Source organism: Amycolatopsis sp. 505, assembly GCF_031625235.1.
Classification (GTDB): Bacteria; Actinomycetota; Actinomycetes; order Mycobacteriales; family Pseudonocardiaceae; genus Amycolatopsis.
This window is the reverse complement of the sequence record NZ_JACKQP010000007.1, coordinates 421,027-438,832: the sequence shown is the minus strand read 5'-3', so window position 1 is coordinate 438,832 and position 17,806 is coordinate 421,027. Positions and strand designations below refer to the sequence as shown.

At 72.2% G+C, this 17,806-nt stretch carries 23 protein-coding genes; 17 read left to right on the top strand and 6 right to left on the bottom strand.

Features of this window, described 5'->3' with window-relative positions:
- The first annotated feature begins 42 nt into the window (after nucleotides 1–42).
- From rpmB to cobA, 7 genes are all read left to right on the top strand, one after another.
- Nucleotides 43–279, top strand: a complete 237-nt coding sequence (gene rpmB / locus H5965_RS27005) for a 50S ribosomal protein L28 (RefSeq protein WP_003091680.1) — start codon at nucleotides 43–45, stop codon at nucleotides 277–279.
- A complete protein-coding gene (gene rpmG, locus H5965_RS27000) occupies nucleotides 279–446 on the top strand; it encodes a 50S ribosomal protein L33 (RefSeq protein WP_310973038.1) in 168 nt (55 codons plus the stop codon). Before rpmB ends, rpmG begins: the two co-directional genes overlap by 1 nt.
- Nucleotides 446–751: a 30S ribosomal protein S14 gene (gene rpsN / locus H5965_RS26995; protein ID WP_310973037.1), complete on the top strand. Its 306-nt coding sequence runs from the start codon at nucleotides 446–448 to the stop codon at nucleotides 749–751. The genes rpmG and rpsN overlap by 1 nt, the downstream gene beginning before the upstream one ends.
- Nucleotides 748–1,002, top strand: a complete 255-nt coding sequence (gene rpsR, locus H5965_RS26990; protein WP_191306290.1) for a 30S ribosomal protein S18 — start codon at nucleotides 748–750, stop codon at nucleotides 1,000–1,002. Before rpsN ends, rpsR begins: the two co-directional genes overlap by 4 nt.
- A gap of 90 nt (nucleotides 1,003–1,092) precedes the next feature.
- A complete protein-coding gene (locus H5965_RS26985; RefSeq protein WP_310973036.1) occupies nucleotides 1,093–2,154 on the top strand; it encodes a MoxR family ATPase in 1,062 nt (353 codons plus the stop codon).
- The gene (locus H5965_RS26980; protein ID WP_310973035.1) at nucleotides 2,151–4,019 is read left to right on the top strand and encodes a DUF2201 family putative metallopeptidase; all 1,869 of its coding nucleotides are present in this window, start codon (nucleotides 2,151–2,153) and stop codon (nucleotides 4,017–4,019) included. Before H5965_RS26985 ends, H5965_RS26980 begins: the two co-directional genes overlap by 4 nt.
- Nucleotides 4,020–4,066: 47 nt before the next feature.
- Entirely contained in the window at nucleotides 4,067–5,287 is a 1,221-nt protein-coding gene (cobA, locus tag H5965_RS26975; RefSeq protein ID WP_310973034.1) for a uroporphyrinogen-III C-methyltransferase, read from the top strand.
- A 106-nt stretch (nucleotides 5,288–5,393) separates the two neighbouring features.
- Here the strand turns inward: cobA and H5965_RS26970 are convergent, their stop codons facing one another.
- A complete protein-coding gene (locus H5965_RS26970) occupies nucleotides 5,394–5,951 on the bottom strand; it encodes an AAA family ATPase (protein WP_310973033.1) in 558 nt (185 codons plus the stop codon).
- Nucleotides 5,952–5,963: 12 nt separating this feature from the next.
- Complete coding sequence (locus H5965_RS26965) at nucleotides 5,964–6,839, bottom strand: alpha/beta fold hydrolase (RefSeq protein WP_310973032.1); 876 nt, start codon at nucleotides 6,837–6,839, stop codon at nucleotides 5,964–5,966.
- Between the two features lie 134 nt (nucleotides 6,840–6,973).
- Here H5965_RS26965 and H5965_RS26960 point away from each other — a divergent pair, with 134 nt between their 5' ends.
- Nucleotides 6,974–7,816, top strand: coding sequence for a crotonase/enoyl-CoA hydratase family protein (locus H5965_RS26960; protein ID WP_310973031.1), 843 nt, complete (start codon nucleotides 6,974–6,976; stop codon nucleotides 7,814–7,816).
- A 13-nt stretch (nucleotides 7,817–7,829) separates the two neighbouring features.
- Entirely contained in the window at nucleotides 7,830–9,524 is a 1,695-nt protein-coding gene (locus H5965_RS26955; protein WP_310973030.1) for an AMP-binding protein, read from the top strand.
- A gap of 10 nt (nucleotides 9,525–9,534) precedes the next feature.
- Here the strand turns inward: H5965_RS26955 and H5965_RS26950 are convergent, their stop codons facing one another.
- From H5965_RS26950 to H5965_RS26940, 3 genes are all read right to left on the bottom strand, one after another.
- Entirely contained in the window at nucleotides 9,535–10,749 is a 1,215-nt protein-coding gene (locus H5965_RS26950; protein WP_310973029.1) for an IS110 family transposase, read from the bottom strand.
- A 263-nt stretch (nucleotides 10,750–11,012) separates the two neighbouring features.
- Nucleotides 11,013–11,408, bottom strand: a complete 396-nt coding sequence (locus H5965_RS26945) for a hypothetical protein (protein WP_310973028.1) — start codon at nucleotides 11,406–11,408, stop codon at nucleotides 11,013–11,015.
- Nucleotides 11,409–11,431: 23 nt separating this feature from the next.
- On the bottom strand, nucleotides 11,432–11,935 hold the full coding sequence (locus H5965_RS26940; protein WP_310973027.1) for a hypothetical protein: 504 nt from the start codon (nucleotides 11,933–11,935) through the stop codon (nucleotides 11,432–11,434).
- Between the two features lie 277 nt (nucleotides 11,936–12,212).
- On the opposite strand from H5965_RS26940, the gene H5965_RS26935 reads away from it, so the two are divergent.
- The 8 genes from H5965_RS26935 to trxA all read left to right on the top strand — a co-directional run bounded on the left by H5965_RS26935 (nucleotide 12,213) and on the right by trxA (nucleotide 17,161).
- Nucleotides 12,213–12,419, top strand: coding sequence for a hypothetical protein (locus H5965_RS26935; RefSeq protein ID WP_310973026.1), 207 nt, complete (start codon nucleotides 12,213–12,215; stop codon nucleotides 12,417–12,419).
- An 852-nt stretch (nucleotides 12,420–13,271) separates the two neighbouring features.
- Entirely contained in the window at nucleotides 13,272–13,886 is a 615-nt protein-coding gene (locus H5965_RS26930) for a CDP-alcohol phosphatidyltransferase family protein (protein ID WP_310973025.1), read from the top strand.
- Between the two features lie 89 nt (nucleotides 13,887–13,975).
- The gene (gene gcvH, locus H5965_RS26925; protein WP_013226819.1) at nucleotides 13,976–14,362 is read left to right on the top strand and encodes a glycine cleavage system protein GcvH; all 387 of its coding nucleotides are present in this window, start codon (nucleotides 13,976–13,978) and stop codon (nucleotides 14,360–14,362) included.
- Between the two features lie 114 nt (nucleotides 14,363–14,476).
- Nucleotides 14,477–14,941, top strand: coding sequence for a glycogen accumulation regulator GarA (gene garA / locus H5965_RS26920; protein ID WP_004559567.1), 465 nt, complete (start codon nucleotides 14,477–14,479; stop codon nucleotides 14,939–14,941).
- A complete protein-coding gene (locus tag H5965_RS26915) occupies nucleotides 14,938–15,684 on the top strand; it encodes a MerR family transcriptional regulator (protein ID WP_310973024.1) in 747 nt (248 codons plus the stop codon). The genes garA and H5965_RS26915 overlap by 4 nt, the downstream gene beginning before the upstream one ends.
- 216 nt (nucleotides 15,685–15,900) lie before the next feature.
- Nucleotides 15,901–16,374 (top strand): bifunctional nuclease family protein, encoded by a 474-nt coding sequence (locus H5965_RS26910; RefSeq protein ID WP_004559569.1) that lies wholly within the window; start codon nucleotides 15,901–15,903, stop codon nucleotides 16,372–16,374.
- A gap of 43 nt (nucleotides 16,375–16,417) precedes the next feature.
- Nucleotides 16,418–16,813 (top strand): MerR family transcriptional regulator, encoded by a 396-nt coding sequence (locus H5965_RS26905; protein ID WP_310973023.1) that lies wholly within the window; start codon nucleotides 16,418–16,420, stop codon nucleotides 16,811–16,813.
- Nucleotides 16,814–16,825: 12 nt separating this feature from the next.
- Entirely contained in the window at nucleotides 16,826–17,161 is a 336-nt protein-coding gene (gene trxA, locus H5965_RS26900; protein ID WP_310973022.1) for a thioredoxin, read from the top strand.
- On the opposite strand, the gene H5965_RS26895 is transcribed toward trxA, so the two are convergent.
- On the bottom strand, nucleotides 17,142–17,774 hold the full coding sequence (locus tag H5965_RS26895) for a TetR/AcrR family transcriptional regulator (RefSeq protein ID WP_310973021.1): 633 nt from the start codon (nucleotides 17,772–17,774) through the stop codon (nucleotides 17,142–17,144). The genes trxA and H5965_RS26895 overlap by 20 nt on opposite strands.
- Between the last annotated feature and the right edge of the window lie 32 nt (nucleotides 17,775–17,806).

Here is a 17,806-nt window from a genome sequence, read left to right as displayed (position 1 = left end):
CAGTAAATGAAAACGAAAACCACTATCAACTCGGGAGGGCCTTTGTCCGCCGTGTGCCAGGTCACCGGCCGCAAGCCGGGCTACGGCAAGCAGGTCTCGCACTCGCACCGCCGTACGTCCCGGCGGTGGGAGCCGAACCTGCAGAACCGTCGCTACTTCGTGCCGAGCGAAGGCCGCTGGGTGCGGCTGCGCGTGTCCGCCAAGGGCATGAAGACGATCGACAAGCGCGGCATCGAGGCCGTCGTCGCCGAGCTGAAGGCGAAGGGGGTGAAGCTGTAATGGCGAAGAGCACCGACGTCCGGCCGATCGTCAAGCTGCGGTCCACCGCGGGCACCGGCTACACGTACGTCACCAAGAAGAACCGCCGCAACGACCCGGACCGCATGGTCCTGCGCAAGTACGACCCGGTCGCGCGCAAGCACGTCGAGTTCAAGGAAGAGCGCTGATGGCCAAGAAGTCGAAGATCGCGAAGAACGAGCAGCGGAAGGTGATCGCCGCGCGGTACGTCGAACGCCGCCGCGCGCTGAAGGCCGTCATCGCCTCGCCCGCGTCGTCGCCGCAGGAGAAGGCGGACGCGGTCGTCGCGCTGCAGAAACTGCCGCGCGACGCGAGCCCGACGCGGATCCGCAACCGGGACGCCGCGGACGGCCGTCCGCGGGGGTACCTGCGGAAGTTCGGGCTGTCGCGGGTGAAGGTGCGGCAGGCCGCGCACCGCGGTGAGCTGCCCGGCGTGGCGAAGTCGAGCTGGTGAGCCGGATGCCGAAGCCGCACCGCGACCGCCCGGGCAAGCGCAAGGTGAACCTGTTGCACGCCAACAAGATCACCCACGTCGACTGGAAAGACGTCGACCTGCTGCGGAAGTTCGTTTCCGACCGCGGCAAGATCCGCGCCCGCCGGGTGACGGGATTGACGCCGCAGCAACAGAAACAGGTCGCCACGGCGATCAAGAACGCGCGCGAGATGGCCCTGCTGCCGTACCCGTCCGCGGGCCGCGCGAACTAAATCGGATGCGCGAAGCCGGGCGGCGCGCGACCATGGGCGCACGAAAGGGGGCGTCGCAGGGGGATGTCCTGATGCACCGGAGGTCCACGCTTGCACGCCCAGCTCACGGTCACGCCCGCCCGGCTGCCCGAGCTCCTGCTCACCACCGCCGTCGTGCGGCCGGTGTTCCTCTGGGGCGCGCCCGGGATCGGGAAGTCCTCGCTGGTGCGCGACTTCGCCGCGTCGCTGGGCCTGGACTGCGTTTCGCTGCTGGGCACCCAGCTCGCCCCCGAGGACCTGATCGGCGTCCCGCAGATCACCGGCGGCCGCAGCCGGTTCTGCCCGCCCGAGCAGATCGCCCGCGACGAGCCGTACTGCCTGTTCCTCGACGAGCTGAACGCCGCCGCACCCGACGTCCAGAAGGCGTTCTACTCGCTCATCCTCGACCGTCGCATCGGCTCCTACGAGCTGCCGGCGGGCTCGGTCGTGATCGGCGCCGGCAACCGCGCTACCGACCAGGCCCTGGCCCGGCCGATGGCCTCGGCCCTGGTCAACCGCCTCGTGCACGTCCACCTGCGGGCCGCGCCGGGCGACTGGCTCGCCTGGGCCGCCGGGAACGGCATCCACCCGTGGGTGGTCGAGTACCTCACCCAGCGCCCGGACCACCTGTGGAGCCCGCCGCCGAAGACCGAGGAGCCGTTCTCGACGCCGCGGTCCTGGCACATGCTCTCGGACCTCCTGCACTCCGCGGGTGACCCCGCCGACGACGAGACGGTCGCGCTGCTGGCGTACGCGACCCTCACCCCGGCGCACGCCGGCTCGTTCCGCGCGTACCTCAAGGTGGCCCGGCACGCCTTCGACCTGGAGGCGATCCTCAAGGGCGACGCGCGCTGGCCCGCCGAACCGGCCGACCGCGATCTGCTCTACTTCCTCGCCGAGACGTTCCGCGCCCGGCTGGTCAAGGACCTGCCCGCGGACAAGCGGCACGCCTCGGCGGCCGTGCGCCAGTTCGCCTTCCGCGCGAAGAGCCTCCTGGTCGAGCTGGCCGAGATCTCCCTCGAGATGGCCCAGCTGGTCATCGCCGACGACGAAGCCGGCAATCCGCGGCTGCCGGCGTGGTTCCTCGTCGAAGCCGTCCGTGACCTGCCGCGGCTGGTGGCGGCCCGCGCATGAGCAACGCCCGCGCCGAGGCCGAGCGCCGCGAGCGCCGGAACAAGGCGATCGAGGACGGCTGGGCCCACGTCCGCGGCCACCCCGTTCTCGAGCACCTGGCCCGCGGCGCGAACCTGAGCCGGACGAGCGGCGGCGGCTGGGCCGTCGTCAGCGACCGCGGGGTGATCACGCCGAACCGCGGCCGGGTCGCCGACGCGGACGAGTGGGCGTGGGTCTTCGCCCACCTGCTGCTCCACCTCGGCCTCGGCCACCTCGACGAAGACCGGCTCACCGAGGCCGAAGCGGTCACGCCGGGCCGTGACGTCGACCCGGTCTACGCCGCCGCGTGCTGCGTCGCCGTCCACCGGTTCGCGGAGGCGGTGCACCTCGGGACCCCGGTGCTGGACCTGCCCGAACTCCCGGGCACCGAGGAGGCGGCCTTGACCCGCGCCTGGCGGGAAACGGGCGTCCCGGCGCCGTTCGCCGACCTGGGCACCGGCCGGCCGTGCCTGGTGCTCGGGGAGCCGATGTCCCGCTGGCAGCTGCACTACCACGGCAAGCCGACGCCCTGGACCGAACGGTTCGCCCGCGGGCTGATCGCCTCGGCCACCGAGGCCATGGAACGCGCCGCCGACGCGCGCGGCCGGACCCGCCACCGGCGGGCGATGGGGGAGTGGGACCGCGCGCTGTCCTGGTTCGTCTCGTCGTTCCCGCTGCTCGGCGCGGTCGCGGCCGGGTTCACCCTGGTCGTCGACGCCGAAGTGGTCCGCGCGTGGGACATCTCCCTGGCCGCGGTCGACGCCGAGCACGGCGAAATCTACGTCAACCCGGCCGCCGACCTCACCGCCGAGGAGTGGCGGTTCGTGCTGGCCCACGAGATGCTGCACGCGGCGCTGCGGCACGACCGGCGGGCCCTCGGCCGCGAGCCCTACCTGTGGAACGTCGCCTGCGACTACGTGATCAACGGCTGGCTCGTGGCGATGGGCGTGGGCGAGCTGCCCCACGGCAGCCTGCACGACCAGCAGCTCACCGGGATGTCCGCGGAGTCGGTGTACGACACGCTCACCACCGACCTCCGGCGGGCCCGGAAGCTGGTGACCCTGGGCTCGCGCGAGGCCGGGGACGTCCTCGGCGACTGGCTGTCCGCACCGGACGCGGTCCGGCGGCGCTCCTCGCGCCGGGACCCGCGACCCGCGCCGTGGGACGACCGCACCCGGGGCGTCGACCTCGACGAGTTCTACCGCCGGGCGCTCACCCAGGGCCTGGAGTACCACCGCGCGCAGGGCCGCGGGCTGCTGCCGGCCGGGCTGGAGCAGGAGATCCGGGCCCTCGACCACCCGCCGCTGCCGTGGGACGCGCAGCTGGCCCGCTGGTTCGACGAGCACGTCCGGGTGGAGCTGCCGGTGCGCAGCTACGCGCGGGCGTCGCGCCGCCAGTCGTCGACGCCGGACATCCCGCGTCCGGGCCGCGTCCGGCCGGACCGCCTCGACCGGCGCGTCACCTTCGGCGTGGTGCTGGACACCTCGGGGTCGATGAACGCGGAGCTGCTCGGCAAGGCGCTGGGCGCGATCGCGTCGTACGCGCTGGCCCGGGACGTCCCGGCGGCGCGCGTGGTGTTCTGCGACGCCGTCGCCTACGACGCCGGCTACCTCGCGGTCGAGGACATCGCGGGCCGGGTCGAGGTCCGCGGGCGCGGCGGGACCATCCTGCAGCCCGGCGTCGACCTGCTGCAGCGGGCCGCGGACTTCCCGGCGGACGGGCCGATCCTGATCATCACCGACGCGCAGTGCGACCACGTCCGGCCGCGGCGGGAGCACGCGTACCTGGTGCCGCGGGGCGCGCGGCTGCCGTTCGTGGCCCGCGGGCCGGTCTTCCGCGTGGCATGACCCACGCTGGGCTGGCGCGGGGCTCGCTCGCCAATAAACTCCCGCGCATGGACGACCCGCACTACCTCTCCGGCCTCCAGCTGAGCGGCCGCCGCGTCGTGATGATCGGCGGCGGTTCCGTGGCCCAGCGCCGGCTGCCCCGGCTGATCAGCGCGGGCGCCCGCGTCGAACTGGTGTCGCCGCACACGACGCCGTCGGTGCAGGGGATGGTGGACGCGGGCGAGCTCGTCTGGCACGAACGGCGTTATCAGGACGGCGACCTCCGCGACGCCTGGTACGCGCTGGCCTGCACGAACGACCCCGAGGTGAACGCCGCCGTCTGCGCCGAAGCCGAGCGGGAGCGGGTGTTCTGCGTCCGCGCCGACGAAGGCGAGTCGGGTTCGGCGGTGACCCCGGCGTCCGGACGGCACGGCGGCCTGCTGTTCGGCGTGCTCTCCGGTGGCGAGCCGCTGCGCTCGGCGGCGGTCCGCGACTCGATGCTCGACGGCCTGCACAACGGCACGATCGAAGACGGCCGCCGTCCGCACCCGGAGGGCACCCTGCCCGGCGTGGCGCTGGTCGGCGGCGGCCCGGGCGACCCGGAGCTGATCACGGTCCGCGGCCGGCGCCTGCTCTCGCGCGCGGACGTCGTCGTGGTGGACCGGCTGGCGCCCCGCGAGCTGCTCGACGAGCTCGCGCCCGAGGTCGAGATCGTCGACGCCGCGAAGATCCCGTACGGCCGCGCGGCCAGCCAGGACGTCATCAACAGCACGCTGATCGAGCGCGCCAAGGAGGGCAAGTTCGTCGTCCGCCTCAAGGGCGGCGACCCGTACCTGTTCGGCCGCGGCTTCGAAGAGGTGCTGGCCTGCGCCGAGGCGGGCGTCCCGGTCACGATGGTCCCGGGCATCACGAGCGCGTTCGCCGTCCCGGCGGTCGCGGACGTCCCGGTCACCCACCGCGGCGTCGCGCACGAGGTGGTGGTGGTCTCCGGCCACGTCGCCCCCGGCGACGACCGGTCCCTGGTGGACTGGGAGCTGCTGGCCCGCATGCGCGGCACGATCGTCCTGATGATGGGCGTCGAGCGGCTCCCGCAGTTCGCGAAGGCCCTCCTGGACGGCGGCCGCCCGGCCGACACCCCGGTGGCGATCATCGAGGACGGCACGATGCGCACCCAGCGCTCCCTCCGGTCCACTTTGGACACGGTGGTCACCGACGCGGCCGCCTCCGGCGTCCGCCCGCCCGCGGTGATCGTGATCGGCCCGGTGGCCGGCCTCGCCCCCGTCTCCTGACCGGATTCCCGCGTGATCCGGGAGTCGACACCCGTGATCGAAGGGTCGACACCCGTGATTGGAGGGTCGACACGGCAAGGCTTCGGCCGGACGTCGTGTCGACCCTTCAATCACGCGAGTTGGCTTTCCAATCACGCGAGCCGGCGTTTCCATCACGCGGGAGCCGGGCCGCGGTGAGGATGGCGTCGGCGACTTCGGGGAGGGGGCGGGTGGCGTCGACGATCGTGGCGCCGGGGTGGAGGTAGGCGTTGTCGGCGAGGGCCGCGGCCAGCTCCTCGGGGTGCTTGCCGAAGCTGTTCGACGTGCGGGTCAGGAGCCGGTGGCGGAGCGTGTCCTCGTCGATCACCAGGCAGATCACGAGGTCGAACAGGTCCCGCACGTCCTCGTGGTTCTCGGGGCAGCCGCAGAAGAACGCGACCCCGCCGGCCGTCCGCGCCGCCAGGGCTTCGACCTTCGCGCGGCTGATCCGCCAGCCGAAGCGGTCGAGCCAGCCCGCCGGCACCGGGTCGGGCGGGTCGATGACGACTTCGCCGGTCGTCCGGTCCGCCCAGTGGTGGTAGCCCTCGTTGTCCGCGTCGACCGCGAGCTCGCCCCGCTCCTTCAGCAGCGCGCAGACCGCCGACTTGCCCGCTCCCGCGTTGCCGGTCACCCACACCAAAGGCATGGGCGAAGGATGTCAGTTCTCGTAGCAGCTCGCGGCGAAATCCCGGATCGCGTCCGACAACCGGGTCGGGTCGAACCGCAGCTCGACCGGGCTGCGGGCCTGGACGAACTCCGCGTCCGGCATGTCGACGGCCAGGGTGTCCGCGTCGCCGAACGGGTGGATCGGGTCGCCCTGGTGACCGATCACCAGCGCGCGCGTCGAAATCTTGCGGCGCACCGACTTCGGCGGCGCGATCCGGCCGAACAGCACCCCGTGCAGCAGCGCCGCCATCGGGGCCGGGCGCTGGGAGAGCGTGTCCGTGACGACGTCGACCCACTGGTTGCCGTGCGGGACCACCGAGGCCGCCAGCGCCACCGCCTGCACGGTGAACGGCAGGAACCGGGCCGCCATCAGCAGCGGCGCGAAGGTGACCAGCCCGGCGACGATCGCGTTGTCCAGCACCGGCATCTCGACGATCAGCCCCCGCGCCCGCGCGGGCGCCTGCACCGCCACCTCCAGGGAGACGTTCGCGCCCAGCGACGTCCCGCCGATCACGGCGGAGTCCACCTCGAGGTGATCGAGCAGGGCCAGGGTCTGCTCGGCGAACGACGGCATCGAGTACAGCCACGACTCGGTCGGCCGGTCGGAGTCGCCGTGGCCGAGCAGGTCGAGGGTGATCACCCGGAAGCCGGCACGGGCCAGCCGGCGGGCGAGGGGCGCGTGCATCCGGCGGGTCAGCATGATCCCGTGGGTGAGGACGACGACCTTGTCGCCGCTGCCGAACTCGGTGTACCAGAGCCGGTGGCCTTCGTGGTCGAACGAGCCGGTCAGCTCGATCGGGCGGGAGGCCCGCCGGACCGGGGCGGACGGGGGTTCGGACTCGATCGCGGTCGCGCTGGCCGGGCTCATGTCCCACCGTCCTCCCCGTGTCGGTGCCGGTTCTTTCAGGAAAGCATCCCCCGGCCGGGTTGGCACAGTGACCCGAGGGGCAATTGACAAGGTGCCAATGGCGGGTGGCCGCGGGCATGGGTCAAGATGGCCCCATGACCGCTACTGCTGACAGTCTGCCCGACCTGGTGTCCCTCAAGGTCGACGTCGCCGGCCATGTGGCCGAAGTGACGCTTCTCGGCCCCTCCAAGGGCAACGCGATGGGCCCGGACTTCTGGCGCGAGCTGCCCCTGGTCTTCCGCGCGCTGGACGCCGACCCGCAGGTCAGGGCCGTGGTGCTGACCGGCAGCGGCAAACACTTCTCCTACGGCCTGGACCTGCCCGCGATGATGGGCGACTGGGCGCCGATGCTGGGCGGGGACAACCTGGCCGGCCCGCGGACGGCGTTCCTCGACCAGGTCCGCTCGCTGCAGGCGGCGGTCAGCTCGATCGCGGAATGCCGCAAACCGGTCGTCGCGGCCGTTTCGGGCTGGTGCATCGGCGGCGGGGTCGATGTCGTCGCGGCCGCCGACGTCCGCCTGGCCAGCGCCGACGCCAAGTTCAGCGTCCGCGAGGTGCGCGTCGCCATCGTCGCCGACCTCGGGAGCCTCCAGCGGCTCGCCTCGATCATCGGCGAGGGGCACCTGCGCGAGCTCGCCCTCACCGGCAAGGACGTCGACGCCGCCCGCGCCGAGAAGATCGGCCTGGTGAACGACGTCCACCCGGACCAGGAGGCGCTGCTGACGGCCGCCCGCGAACTCGCCGGCGAGATCGCTGCGAACCCGCCGCTGGTGGTGCAGGGTACGAAGCAGGTACTGGCGGCGAACACCGAGCGCCAGGTCGCCGACGGCCTCCGGTACGTCGCGGCGTGGAACTCGGCGTTCCTGCCCAGCAAGGACCTCGGCGAGGCGGTCCAGGCCTTCCTGGAACGCCGCCCGCCGGAGTTCCAGGGCGAGTAGGAGGAGAGGCAGCGTGAGCGTCCACCACACCTTCCGCGTCGCGCGGGACTACCTGCAGGCCCACCGCGAGGACTACGAGACGGCGTACCGCGACTTCGCCTGGCCGGAGTTCGACGAGTTCAACTGGGCGATCGACTGGTTCGACGTCGTCGCGCACGACCCGGACAACGCCGAGCGGTACGCGCTGTGGATCGTCGAGGAGGACGGCCGCGAGAACCGCTGGACCTACCCGGAGATGTCCGGCCGGTCCAACCAGGTGGCGAACTGGCTGCGCGCGCTCGGCGTCCGCCGCGGCGACCGGCTCATCCTCATGCTGGGCAACCAGGGCGAGCTGTGGGAGACGATCCTCGCCGCGATCAAGCTCGGCGCGGTGATCATCCCGGCGTCCACGCTGCTCGGGCCGGCCGACCTGACCGACCGCGTGGAGCGCGGCGCCGCGAAGCACGTCGTCGTCCGCTCGGTCGACGCGCCGAAGTTCGACGGCATCGAGGGCGGCTACACGCGGATCGCGGTGGGGGACCCGGTCGAAGGCTGGCACGCGTACTCGGCCGCGTCCGCCGAGTCCCCGGAGTTCACCCCGGACGGCCCGACGAAGGCCGGCGACCCGCTGCTGCTGTACTTCACCTCCGGCACGACCGCGAAGCCGAAGCTGGTGCAGCACACGCACGTCTCGTACCCGGTGGGTCACCTGTCCACGATGTACTGGATCGGCCTGGAACCCGGCGACGTCCACCTGAACATCTCCTCGCCCGGCTGGGCCAAGCACGCGTGGAGCAACTTCTTCGCGCCGTGGAACGCCGAGGCGACGGTGTTCCTCTACAACTACAGCCGGTTCGACGCGGGCGCGCTGATGGCGCAGATGGACCGCTGCGGTGTCACCAGCTTCTGCGCGCCGCCGACGGTGTGGCGGATGCTCATCCAGGCCGACCTGACCGCGCTGAAGACGCCGCCGCGCAAGGTGGTGGGCGCCGGGGAGCCGCTGAACCCCGAGGTGATCGACCAGGTCGAGAAGGCGTGGGGCGTCACCATCCGCGACGGCTTCGGCCAGACCGAAAGCAGCGTCCAGATCGCGAACACGCCAGGTCAGGACGTCGTGCCCGGCTCGATGGGCCGCCCGCTGCCGGGGTTCGTGGTGGCGCTGGTCGACCCGGTCAGCGGCGAACGCGCTTCCGAGGGCGAGATCTGCCTGGACCTCGCGCACCGGCCGGTGGGCCTGATGACCGGCTACGCCGGCGACGACGAGCGCACGTCGGCGGCCTTCGCCGGCGGCTTCTACCACACGGGTGACGTCGGTTCGATCGACGAACGTGGGTACATCACCTACGTCGGGCGCACCGACGACGTGTTCAAGGCGTCGGACTACCGGATCTCGCCGTTCGAGCTGGAGAGCGTCCTGATCGAGCACGAGGCGGTGGCCGAGGCCGCGGTCGTCCCGGCCCCCGACCCGATCCGGCTCGCGGTGCCCAAGGCGTACGTCGTGCTGGCTGCGGGCTTCGCGGCGGACGCCGGGACCGCGCGGTCGATCCTGGCGTACTGCCGCGAGCACCTGGCGCCGTACAAGCGCATCCGGCGGCTGGAGTTCGCGGAGCTGCCGAAGACGATCTCGGGCAAGATCCGCCGCGTCGAGCTGCGGGGCCGCGAGAGCGACCCGAAGCGCGGCGAGGGGACGGAGTACCGCGAGGAGGACTTCCCGGACCTCAAGTCCTGAGAGCCCTATGTCAAGCGGCTTGTTGGTGGAGGGTGTGGAGTCGGCCGTGGAGGTCGGGGTTGTAGGGCTGGTGGTCGTGCCAGCAGCGCCAGAGGATTCTGGTCCAGGCTTGGGCCAGGATCCGTGCTGCGTGGGGGTGGCGGCAGCCGCGTTGGCGGGCTCGGTGATAGGTGTCGTGGGCCCAGGGATTCGCGCGTGGGGTGTCTTGGGCCCAGTCGACGAGCGCGGCGCGGAGCTGTGTGTTGCAGCCGCGGCGGTAGGCGACGGTGCGGTGTTTGCCGGATTGGCGGGTTGAGGGCGCGACCCCGGCGGCTGCGGCCAGTGCCTGCGCGTCGGGGAAGCGGGCTCGGCAATCTCCGATCTCGGCGAGCAGTGTCGCGGCGCGGATAGCGCCGGCCCGGGGCAGGGACTGGAAGATCGGGCTGTCGGGGTGGGCCAGCAGCGCTTCTTTGATGCGTGTTTCGAGGTCGGTTTGCCGGGTGCGCAGGTGGCTGAGCAGGTCGACGAGGGTGAGCACGATGACTTCGCCGGCCTCGGCGGCGGGCCCGCTGGTGTGTCCGGTGACCGCCTCGCGCAGGTGAGCGTTGAGGTCGGCGGCGCTGTGCCGGCCGCTGTAGCTGTTGGCTTTGAGCCAGTGCGCCATTCTCGACGGGGAAAGCCAGGCGGCCTTGGCCTCGGACGGGAACCGACGCAGGAACGCCAGGCTGATCGGCAGGTCCAGCTGGCTGAACAGGCCGACGGCCCCGGGGAAGTGGTGCTGCAGCAAGGCCAGCAGCTGGTTGTGGGCTGCGATCCGATGGTCGATCAGGTCATGGCGAGCGCGGATGAGCATCCGCAGCGCGATGGTGTCATCCCGGTCCGGGCGAACGGGGGCCCAGCGACCGGCGTCGGTGCGCACGGCATCGGCCAGCACGAAGGCGTCGAACCGGTCGTCTTTGTTGCCGGCGCTGCCGTAACGGGCCCGCAGTGACCGGACTTGCCTGGCCGAGATGACCACGACCTCGAAGCCCTCGCGCAGCAGGTGCTCGACCACCGGCCCGTCACTCCGCTCGATCCCGACCCGGGCGACGCCGTGGCGGGACAACAGTGCGGTGATCGTGCTCAGCCCGGTGCGGGAGTGGGTGAGGGTGGCTTCGGCGATCCGGCGCCCGCCGGCATCGACGATGCACATTGCGTGGTGCTGCCAGGACCAGTCGATTCCGGCGAACGCGGGCGTAGCCTCCATGGTGTGCTCCTTTCCGTCAGCCCACGGAAATCAGCACTCCGGTCCGGGACGTGACGGTCGGTCGCTCACTGAGGCGCTCCAGGCCGGCAAGCCGTGGCGCAAAGCCCTATGGCCGATCTGCACGTCCCGGGCCACCGGGCCCTGCAACTCTCAGCCAGGTCATCCCCATCGGGTGACGCGCTCAGCCCGGCAGTGACCCGGCAGACCCGGGGTGCAGACAAGACGCATACGCCTGTCCACCCCCCAACGTCCACCAGTGAGGCTCAGCTGCGGGTGCCCTCGACCTGGCGGCCGTCCTCGGTCGAGCACGCCGTCACCGGGTCGTTCGCGCCGCTGCCGCACGTCCACTCGTCGAGGACGACCGGGCCCGGGCCGTCGGCGTCGTTCGCCTCGGCCGGGGTCAGCTTCGCGAAGTAGTCCGTGAGCAGCTTCGTCGCCGCGGCGCAGTCGACCTTGCCGTGCGCGACGACGGCCGTCTTCGCGCCGCCCGTGCCGGTGACGTCGCCGCAGGGCACGCCGGGGGCCGTCGACCCCGCGGCGGCGGCCGCGGCGGGCACGGGCGCCTCGGAGGAGGGCGCGGCGGGCGCCGGGTCGCTGCCGCAGCCGGCCAGCGCGGCGGCCGCGGCGACGAGCAGCACGGGATAGGCGAGTGTCTTCATGGCCCCTCGGGATCGGATCGGACTCATTCGGACGGCACGACGGCCGCGAAGACCGTCTGCTCGCCCTTGGTGCAGGTGGTGCCGCCCTGGGCGGCGGGCGGCCCGGAGGTGCACAGCCAGCCGTCCACGGTTTCGTTCACCGCGTCGTTCGAGCCGGCGTCCTGGCGCCCGGCGATCTTGCGGTGGAAGTCGCCGACCAGTTTCGTGGCGGCGACGCAGCTGACCCCGGCGGCGCCGCTGTCGAAGACGTAGAGCGTCAGCCCGCTGGCGGCGGCGACGGTGCCGCACGACCCGGGCACCGACGGCGGCGGCCCGGACGGCCTGGTCACGGCGGGCGGCGCGGACTCGCTGCCGGTGGTGCCGGGCGGAGGCGGCGGGGTGCCGGCCGACGTCGTCACGGAGGGTGGCGGCGTCACGGACGGAGGAGCCGGGGGAGCCTGCGCGGCGGGGTCCCCCGAGCAGGCGGCGAGGAGGGGCAGGGCGAGGCAGGCCGCGAGCCACGTCCTCGTGGTGGTCGGGTGGGGCACCGCGATCCTTCCTCCCCGCTGTGGTCCCGTGGCGTGCCCACGGGTGTGCCGGAGATTACAACAGCGCCCCGGCGCCCCGGCCCGGTGGCCACCGAAACGGTGTCCACAATGGACGATTAACATTCCGTTCACGCTCCGAAACCTCCCACTGCCATCAAGAATCGATCGGTCTAATCCGGGCCGAAACGGTTAACGATCCGGCCTCGCGAGCCGAAGATCTTGGTGGAGGCCGAAGAGCTTCCCCGTCCCGAATCCCCGTCCCGAATCCGTGAGAGCGATGAACGCCGACGCTGTGAGCACCGAAGACCCGTCCAGTCCGCCGACCGTCCCGAGCACCGTGGTCTGGTGCTGCGGCCGCCCGTACGTCCTCGAAGGACGAGCCGGCCGCGCCCGCTGGATGGGCACCGACTTCCGCGGCCGCCCCGAGTCGTTGAGCAGCGCCGAGCTGCAGCGCCGCGGGTGGAGCCACCACCGCGCGAGCTGAGCGTGACGCCGGGCTGCGCCGATGGGGTGGCCCGGCTTTCGCTGCCGGGGTGAGCCCGCGGTCGTGGCCGCCGGGTCCGGACCGGCTGGGCTGCTCGGCAGGCCTCGCACCACCGGCGGCCGCAGGTGGCACATCACCGAGCGTGCCGGCTGCCTCGCGGCCAAGGCCGCAGATCCCACCGGCGGCGGCCCACCCCGCCCGGCCGGCGCTTCCCGTGAACCTGCGGCCGCATCCCGGCCGAGCTGCGCCGGCGCTCGCCGACCAGGCAGGCGCGCTTCGAGATCCGTCGGCTCACCGCTGCATCGAGCGGCCCGGCCGCCGCACGCCCGCCGTGCCGGCGAAGCCGCCTTGGCGGCCCGTGGCGAGTCCGCAAGCCGGCTGCCGCGTCGCGCAGGTCCCTCCGGCCGCGCCTCCGACCATCCCGGCAGAGACTTCGCATGTCCGCGGCGAGCCCGCAAACCGACCGCCGCCTGGCGCAGGGCCCTCCGGCCAAGCCGCCGACCATCCCGGCAGGCGCCCCGCATGTCCGCGGCGAGCCGCAGGCCGGCTGTCGCGTCGGGCAGGGCCCTCCGGCCGAGTCGCCGACCGCCCGCCATCCCGGCAGGCGCCCCGCATGTCCGTGGTGAGCCCGCAAGGCCGCTGCCGCGTCGGGCCGGGCCCTCCGACCGCGCCGCCGACCGCCGAGCATCCCGGCAGGCGCCGCGCATGCCCGCAGCGAGCCCGCAAGCCGGCCGCCGCCTCGCGTGGGGCCCTCCGGCCGAACCGCCCACCAACCCGCCAAGCCCGCAACACACCCCGACCGGGCACCGCACCACCGGGCGCCCCGTCCGCGCCCCGCTGTTTAATGGCCCCGTGAGCACAGCCGCCCCCGAACCCGCCGCTCAGGCTGCCGAACCGTCGTTGCTGCGGCAGGCGCTGAACGTCCCCAACATCCTCTCCCTGCTGCGGCTGGCCGGGGTGCCCGTCTTCCTCTGGCTGCTGCTCGGCCCCCGGGAAGACGGCTGGGCGCTCGCCCTGCTCGTCTTCAGCGCGCTGACCGACTGGCTCGACGGGAAGCTCGCCCGCTGGCTCAACCAGATGTCGCGGCTCGGGCAGCTGCTGGACCCCGCCGCCGACCGGCTCTACATCCTCGCCACCCTCGTCGCCTTCCTCGTGCGCGACATCATCCCGTGGTGGGTCGTCGTGCCGCTCGTGCTGCGGGAGGCCGTGCTCGGCGTCTGCGTCGTCACCCTGCGGCGCCGGGGCTTCGCGCCGCCCGAGGTCACCTACCTCGGGAAGGGCGCCACCTTCGTCCTGATGTACGCCTTCCCGTTCCTGCTGCTCGCGCAGGGAGGCTCCGACGTCGCCGCCGTGGCGAGGCCGATCGGGTACGCCTTCACCATCTGGGGCGCCGTCCTCTACGTCTGGTCCGGTGTCCTCTACGTCGTCCAGGCGCGCAACGCCCTGCGCGGCCATGCCGCGGAGTGAGCTTCCGCCGGGCCGTGGCGGGCGGCTGGGCCGTGTGGGTGTAAGACTTCGCCCAACACTTCCAGTGAGGGCATGAAAGGGGACCGGCGGTGTCCGCTCCTGAAGAGCTTCGCTACACCGAGGAACACGAGTGGGTCGCCACCCGCGGCGAGGACACCCTCGTGCGCGTCGGCATCACCGAGTACGCGCAGGACCAGCTCGGCGACGTCGTGTTCGTCGACCTGCCCGACGTCGGCAGGCAGGTGAGCGCGGGCGACGTCTTCGGCGAGGTCGAGTCGACCAAGAGCGTCTCCGAGCTGTTCGCGCCGGTCGACGGGGAGGTCGTCGCGGTCAACGACGCCGTCGCCGACTCGCCGGAACTCATCAACAGCGACCCCTACGGCGAGGGCTGGCTGATCGAGATCCGGCTCGACGACCCGGCGGGCCTGGAAGCCCTGCTCGAAGCCGAGGCGTACGACGCGCTGACCAAGGGCTGAAGCCCGCTCCGCCGGTTCGGGGAGCCGGGGCTCGGAGAATCGATCAGGCACGGTACGTTGGCAGCTACACGTTCTTGAGTACTGGCAACACAGCATGTGTGGAGGAGAGCTCAGGTGAGCACGAACGACGGGCCCGGCGGCGTTCCCCCGGAGCAGTCTCCGGAGCGGACCTCTGTCTTCCGGGCCGATTTCCTGGCCGAAGCCGAAGGTCGCGAGCCCGCCCCGGAAGCCCCGGTCCAGGGTGTCGACGCGCTGCCCCCGGGTTCGGCGCTGCTGGTCGTGAAGCGCGGGCCGAACGCGGGTTCGCGGTTCCTGCTCGACCGCGACACCACCAGCGCCGGGCGGCACCCGGACAGCGACATCTTCCTCGACGACGTCACGGTCTCCCGCCGGCACGCCGAGTTCCGGCGTGAGGGCGGCGAGTTCGTCGTCATCGACGTCGGCAGCCTGAACGGCACCTACGTCAACCGCGAGCCGGTCGACCAGGCCGTGCTCGCCGGCGGCGACGAGGTGCAGATCGGGAAGTTCCGCCTGGTCTTCCTGACCGGCCCGGGGCACGGGGGCCAGGGGGCGCAGTGACGGCGGCCGGACGGCCACAGAACCACGGACTGAGCATCGGGGCGGTCCTCGCGCAGCTGCGCGGGGACTTCCCCGATGTCACCATCTCCAAGATCCGGTTCCTCGAAGCGGAAGGCCTGGTGCAGCCGGGCCGGACGCCCTCGGGCTACCGGCAGTTCGCCGCGGCGGACGTGGAGCGACTGCGGTTCGTCCTGGCCGCCCAGCGGGACCACTACCTCCCGTTGAAGGTCATCAAGGAACAGCTGGACGCGGCGGACTCGGGGGCCGGGCCCGCCGCGGCCCTGCCCCGCCCGCCGCGCCGGCTGGTCCCGATCGACGCGCCCGCGGAGAACGTCGGCCTGCCCGTGGCGGCCGACTTCACCCCGGGCAAGGAGCAGCGCCTGACCCAGGAGGAGCTCCTGGCCCAGGCCGGCATCGACGCGGCCGCGCTGGCCGAGCTGCAGCAGTACGGCCTGGTCCGGCCCGGTCCCGCCGGGTTCTTCGACCCGGACGCGGTCCTGGTGGCGCGGACGGTGAAGGCGATGACCGAATTCGGCATCGAACCGAGACACCTGCGTGCCTTCCGCGCCGCGGCCGACCGCGAGGTCGGGCTGCTGGAGCAGATCGTGACGCCGGTGTACCGGCACCGCGACCCGGAGGCCAAGGCCCGGGCCGACGAGGTGGTGCGGGAGCTCGCGGCACTGTCCGTGACCCTGCACACGCTCCTCGTCAAGGCGGGAATCCGCGGCGTCGCGGGGTGTTGATCGATAACGGGGCAGTGAGATCCTCTTTGCGGTCCCATGTCAATGACTGAATGTTCGGCACCGCATGCCGTACCGTGAAGGCACGGGTTTGCGGCAGGCGAACCGAGAGAGTCCGGACAGCGAGCACAGCGCACGGATGACGGGTAGCGTCGGGAGTATGGGCGTGAAGCCGGTTCAGCGCTGCAGCCCGTGTGCACGAGAGGGAGGCGAAGCCCGATGAGCGAAATGCGCGTCGTCGGTGTGCGGGTCGAGCTGCCCGCGAATCAGCCGATCTTGTTGCTGCGGGAAACCGAGGGTGAACGGTACCTGCCGATCTGGATCGGCTCGGTCGAAGCCACCGCCATCGCCTTGGAGCAGCAGGGGGTCCGCCCCGCCCGCCCGCTCACGCATGACCTGCTGAAAGAGGTCATCGGAGCGCTCGGCCGGGAGCTCGAGCAGGTCGTCATCACCGACCTGAAGGAGGGCACGTTCTTCGCGGAGCTCGTGTTCGACGGTGACATCCGGGTGTCCGCCCGGCCGAGCGACTCGGTCGCGCTGGCCCTGCGGATCGGCGTCCCCATCCACGCCGTGGATTCGGTGCTGGAGGAAGCCGGCCTCATCATCCCGGACGAGCAGGAAGACGAAGTCGAGAAGTTCCGCGAGTTCCTCGACTCCGTGTCGCCGGAAGACTTCCGCGGAGCGGACACGTAAGAACCTTGCCTTGACGCGGACGTCAACGTCTAGCGTCGGTGGCATGCGGATCGGAGAACTGGCGCAGCGCACGGGTGTCACCACCCGTGCGCTGCGGTTTTACGAGGACCAGGGCCTGCTGCGGGCCCGGCGCTCGGCCAACGGCTACCGCGAGTACGACGAGGACGACCTCCAGCTCGTCCAGGAGATCCAGACCCTCCAGACGGTCGGCCTGACCCTCGAAGAGACGCGCCCGTTCGTCGAATGCCTGCGCAGCGGCCACGAGACCGGCGATGCGTGCGCCAGTTCCATCGAGGTGTACCGGCGCAAGCTCGAAGAAGCCGACGCCCTGCTCGCCCGGCTCGGCGGCATCCGCGGCGAACTGGCCGCGAAACTCGCCGCCGCCCTCGCCCGGCAGGCGCCCGATCCGTGTGTCGTGCCCGATTCCCCGCGTCCCTGAAGGAGCCCTGCCGTGTCCGAAGTCCTCGAAGTCACCGACAGCACGTTCGCCGAGGTGCTCGCCCACGACGTCCCCGTGCTGGTCGAGTTCTGGGCCACCTGGTGCGGCCCGTGCCGGATGGTCGGCCCGGTGCTCGCGCAGCTGGCCGCCGAACGGGCCGGGGAGCTCGCCGTCCGGAAGATCAACGCCGACGAGAACCCCGAGACCACCCGCTCCTACCAGGTCATGTCGCTGCCGACGATGATCCTCTTCCGCGGCGGCGAGCCGGTCGAGACGATCGTCGGCGCGTTCCCGAAGGCCCGCATCGAAGAGCGGCTCGACCGGGCCCTCACGGTGCCGTCGCTTTGACGAACGTGTCCGCCAGCTCGCGCCCGTACTGCTCCAGGTCCAGCGCCGGGTCGGCGGCGTAGGCCGCGGCGACGCCGTCGATGGCCTGGGCGATCGACATGGCCATCACCTCGGGCGTGAACGCGCCGAAGGCGCCCTCGGCCTGGCCCTGCTTCAGCTGACGGGCCAGCCCGTGCACGCGCAGGTCGTCGACCAGCACCTTCGTCATCGCCCAGCCGTCGGCGTCGTCGGCGTTGGCCGCCAGCTCCGTCAGCGCCCGGACGCACTCGGGGTAGGCCCGCAGGAACGCCACCGACGTCTCGATGTGCGCCCGCAGGTAGCCGGGCCGGTCGGCCGGGTCGAGGCCGCCGCCGGTGCGCTCGGTCAGGAAGCCGGCCTTCGTCTCGACGACCGTGCTGAGCACGGCCTGCATCAGGCCGGCCTTGTTCGTGAAGTGGTACGAGATCAGCCGGGTGCTGCTGAGCCCGGCCCGCTCCTTGATCTTGGCGAAGGTCGTCCGGCGGTAGCCCAGGTCGGCCAGGACGCCGATGGTGGCGCCGATGATCTGGGCCCGGCGCGCGGCCTCGGTGACGCTGAGGCCCAGTTCGGCCATGATGTCAGGGTTTACTTGCATGAGTAAAAAGTTACTTGGCTGAGTAAATCCGG

What these genes read in the sequence shown, in the direction of transcription:
- rpmG (WP_310973038.1), top strand. Translation starts at nt 279, where the DNA reads ATGGCGAAGAGCACCGACGTCCGGCCGATCGTCAAGCTGCGGTCCACC.
- H5965_RS26965 (WP_310973032.1), bottom strand. Translation starts at nt 6,839, where the DNA reads ATGAGCCCGGCCAGCGCGACCGCGATCGAGTCCGAACCCCCGTCCGCC.
- rpsN (WP_310973037.1), top strand. Translation starts at nt 446, where the DNA reads ATGGCCAAGAAGTCGAAGATCGCGAAGAACGAGCAGCGGAAGGTGATC.
- H5965_RS26980 (WP_310973035.1), top strand. Translation starts at nt 2,151, where the DNA reads ATGAGCAACGCCCGCGCCGAGGCCGAGCGCCGCGAGCGCCGGAACAAG.
- H5965_RS26970 (WP_310973033.1), bottom strand. Translation starts at nt 5,951, where the DNA reads ATGCCTTTGGTGTGGGTGACCGGCAACGCGGGAGCGGGCAAGTCGGCG.
- H5965_RS26945 (WP_310973028.1), bottom strand. Translation starts at nt 11,408, where the DNA reads ATGAAGACACTCGCCTATCCCGTGCTGCTCGTCGCCGCGGCCGCCGCG.
- H5965_RS26895 (WP_310973021.1), bottom strand. Translation starts at nt 17,774, where the DNA reads ATGCAAGTAAACCCTGACATCATGGCCGAACTGGGCCTCAGCGTCACC.
- H5965_RS26905 (WP_310973023.1), top strand. Translation starts at nt 16,418, where the DNA reads ATGCGGATCGGAGAACTGGCGCAGCGCACGGGTGTCACCACCCGTGCG.
- H5965_RS26960 (WP_310973031.1), top strand. Translation starts at nt 6,974, where the DNA reads ATGACCGCTACTGCTGACAGTCTGCCCGACCTGGTGTCCCTCAAGGTC.
- H5965_RS26910 (WP_004559569.1), top strand. Translation starts at nt 15,901, where the DNA reads ATGAGCGAAATGCGCGTCGTCGGTGTGCGGGTCGAGCTGCCCGCGAAT.
- cobA (WP_310973034.1), top strand. Translation starts at nt 4,067, where the DNA reads ATGGACGACCCGCACTACCTCTCCGGCCTCCAGCTGAGCGGCCGCCGC.
- H5965_RS26935 (WP_310973026.1), top strand. Translation starts at nt 12,213, where the DNA reads ATGAACGCCGACGCTGTGAGCACCGAAGACCCGTCCAGTCCGCCGACC.
- H5965_RS26950 (WP_310973029.1), bottom strand. Translation starts at nt 10,749, where the DNA reads ATGGAGGCTACGCCCGCGTTCGCCGGAATCGACTGGTCCTGGCAGCAC.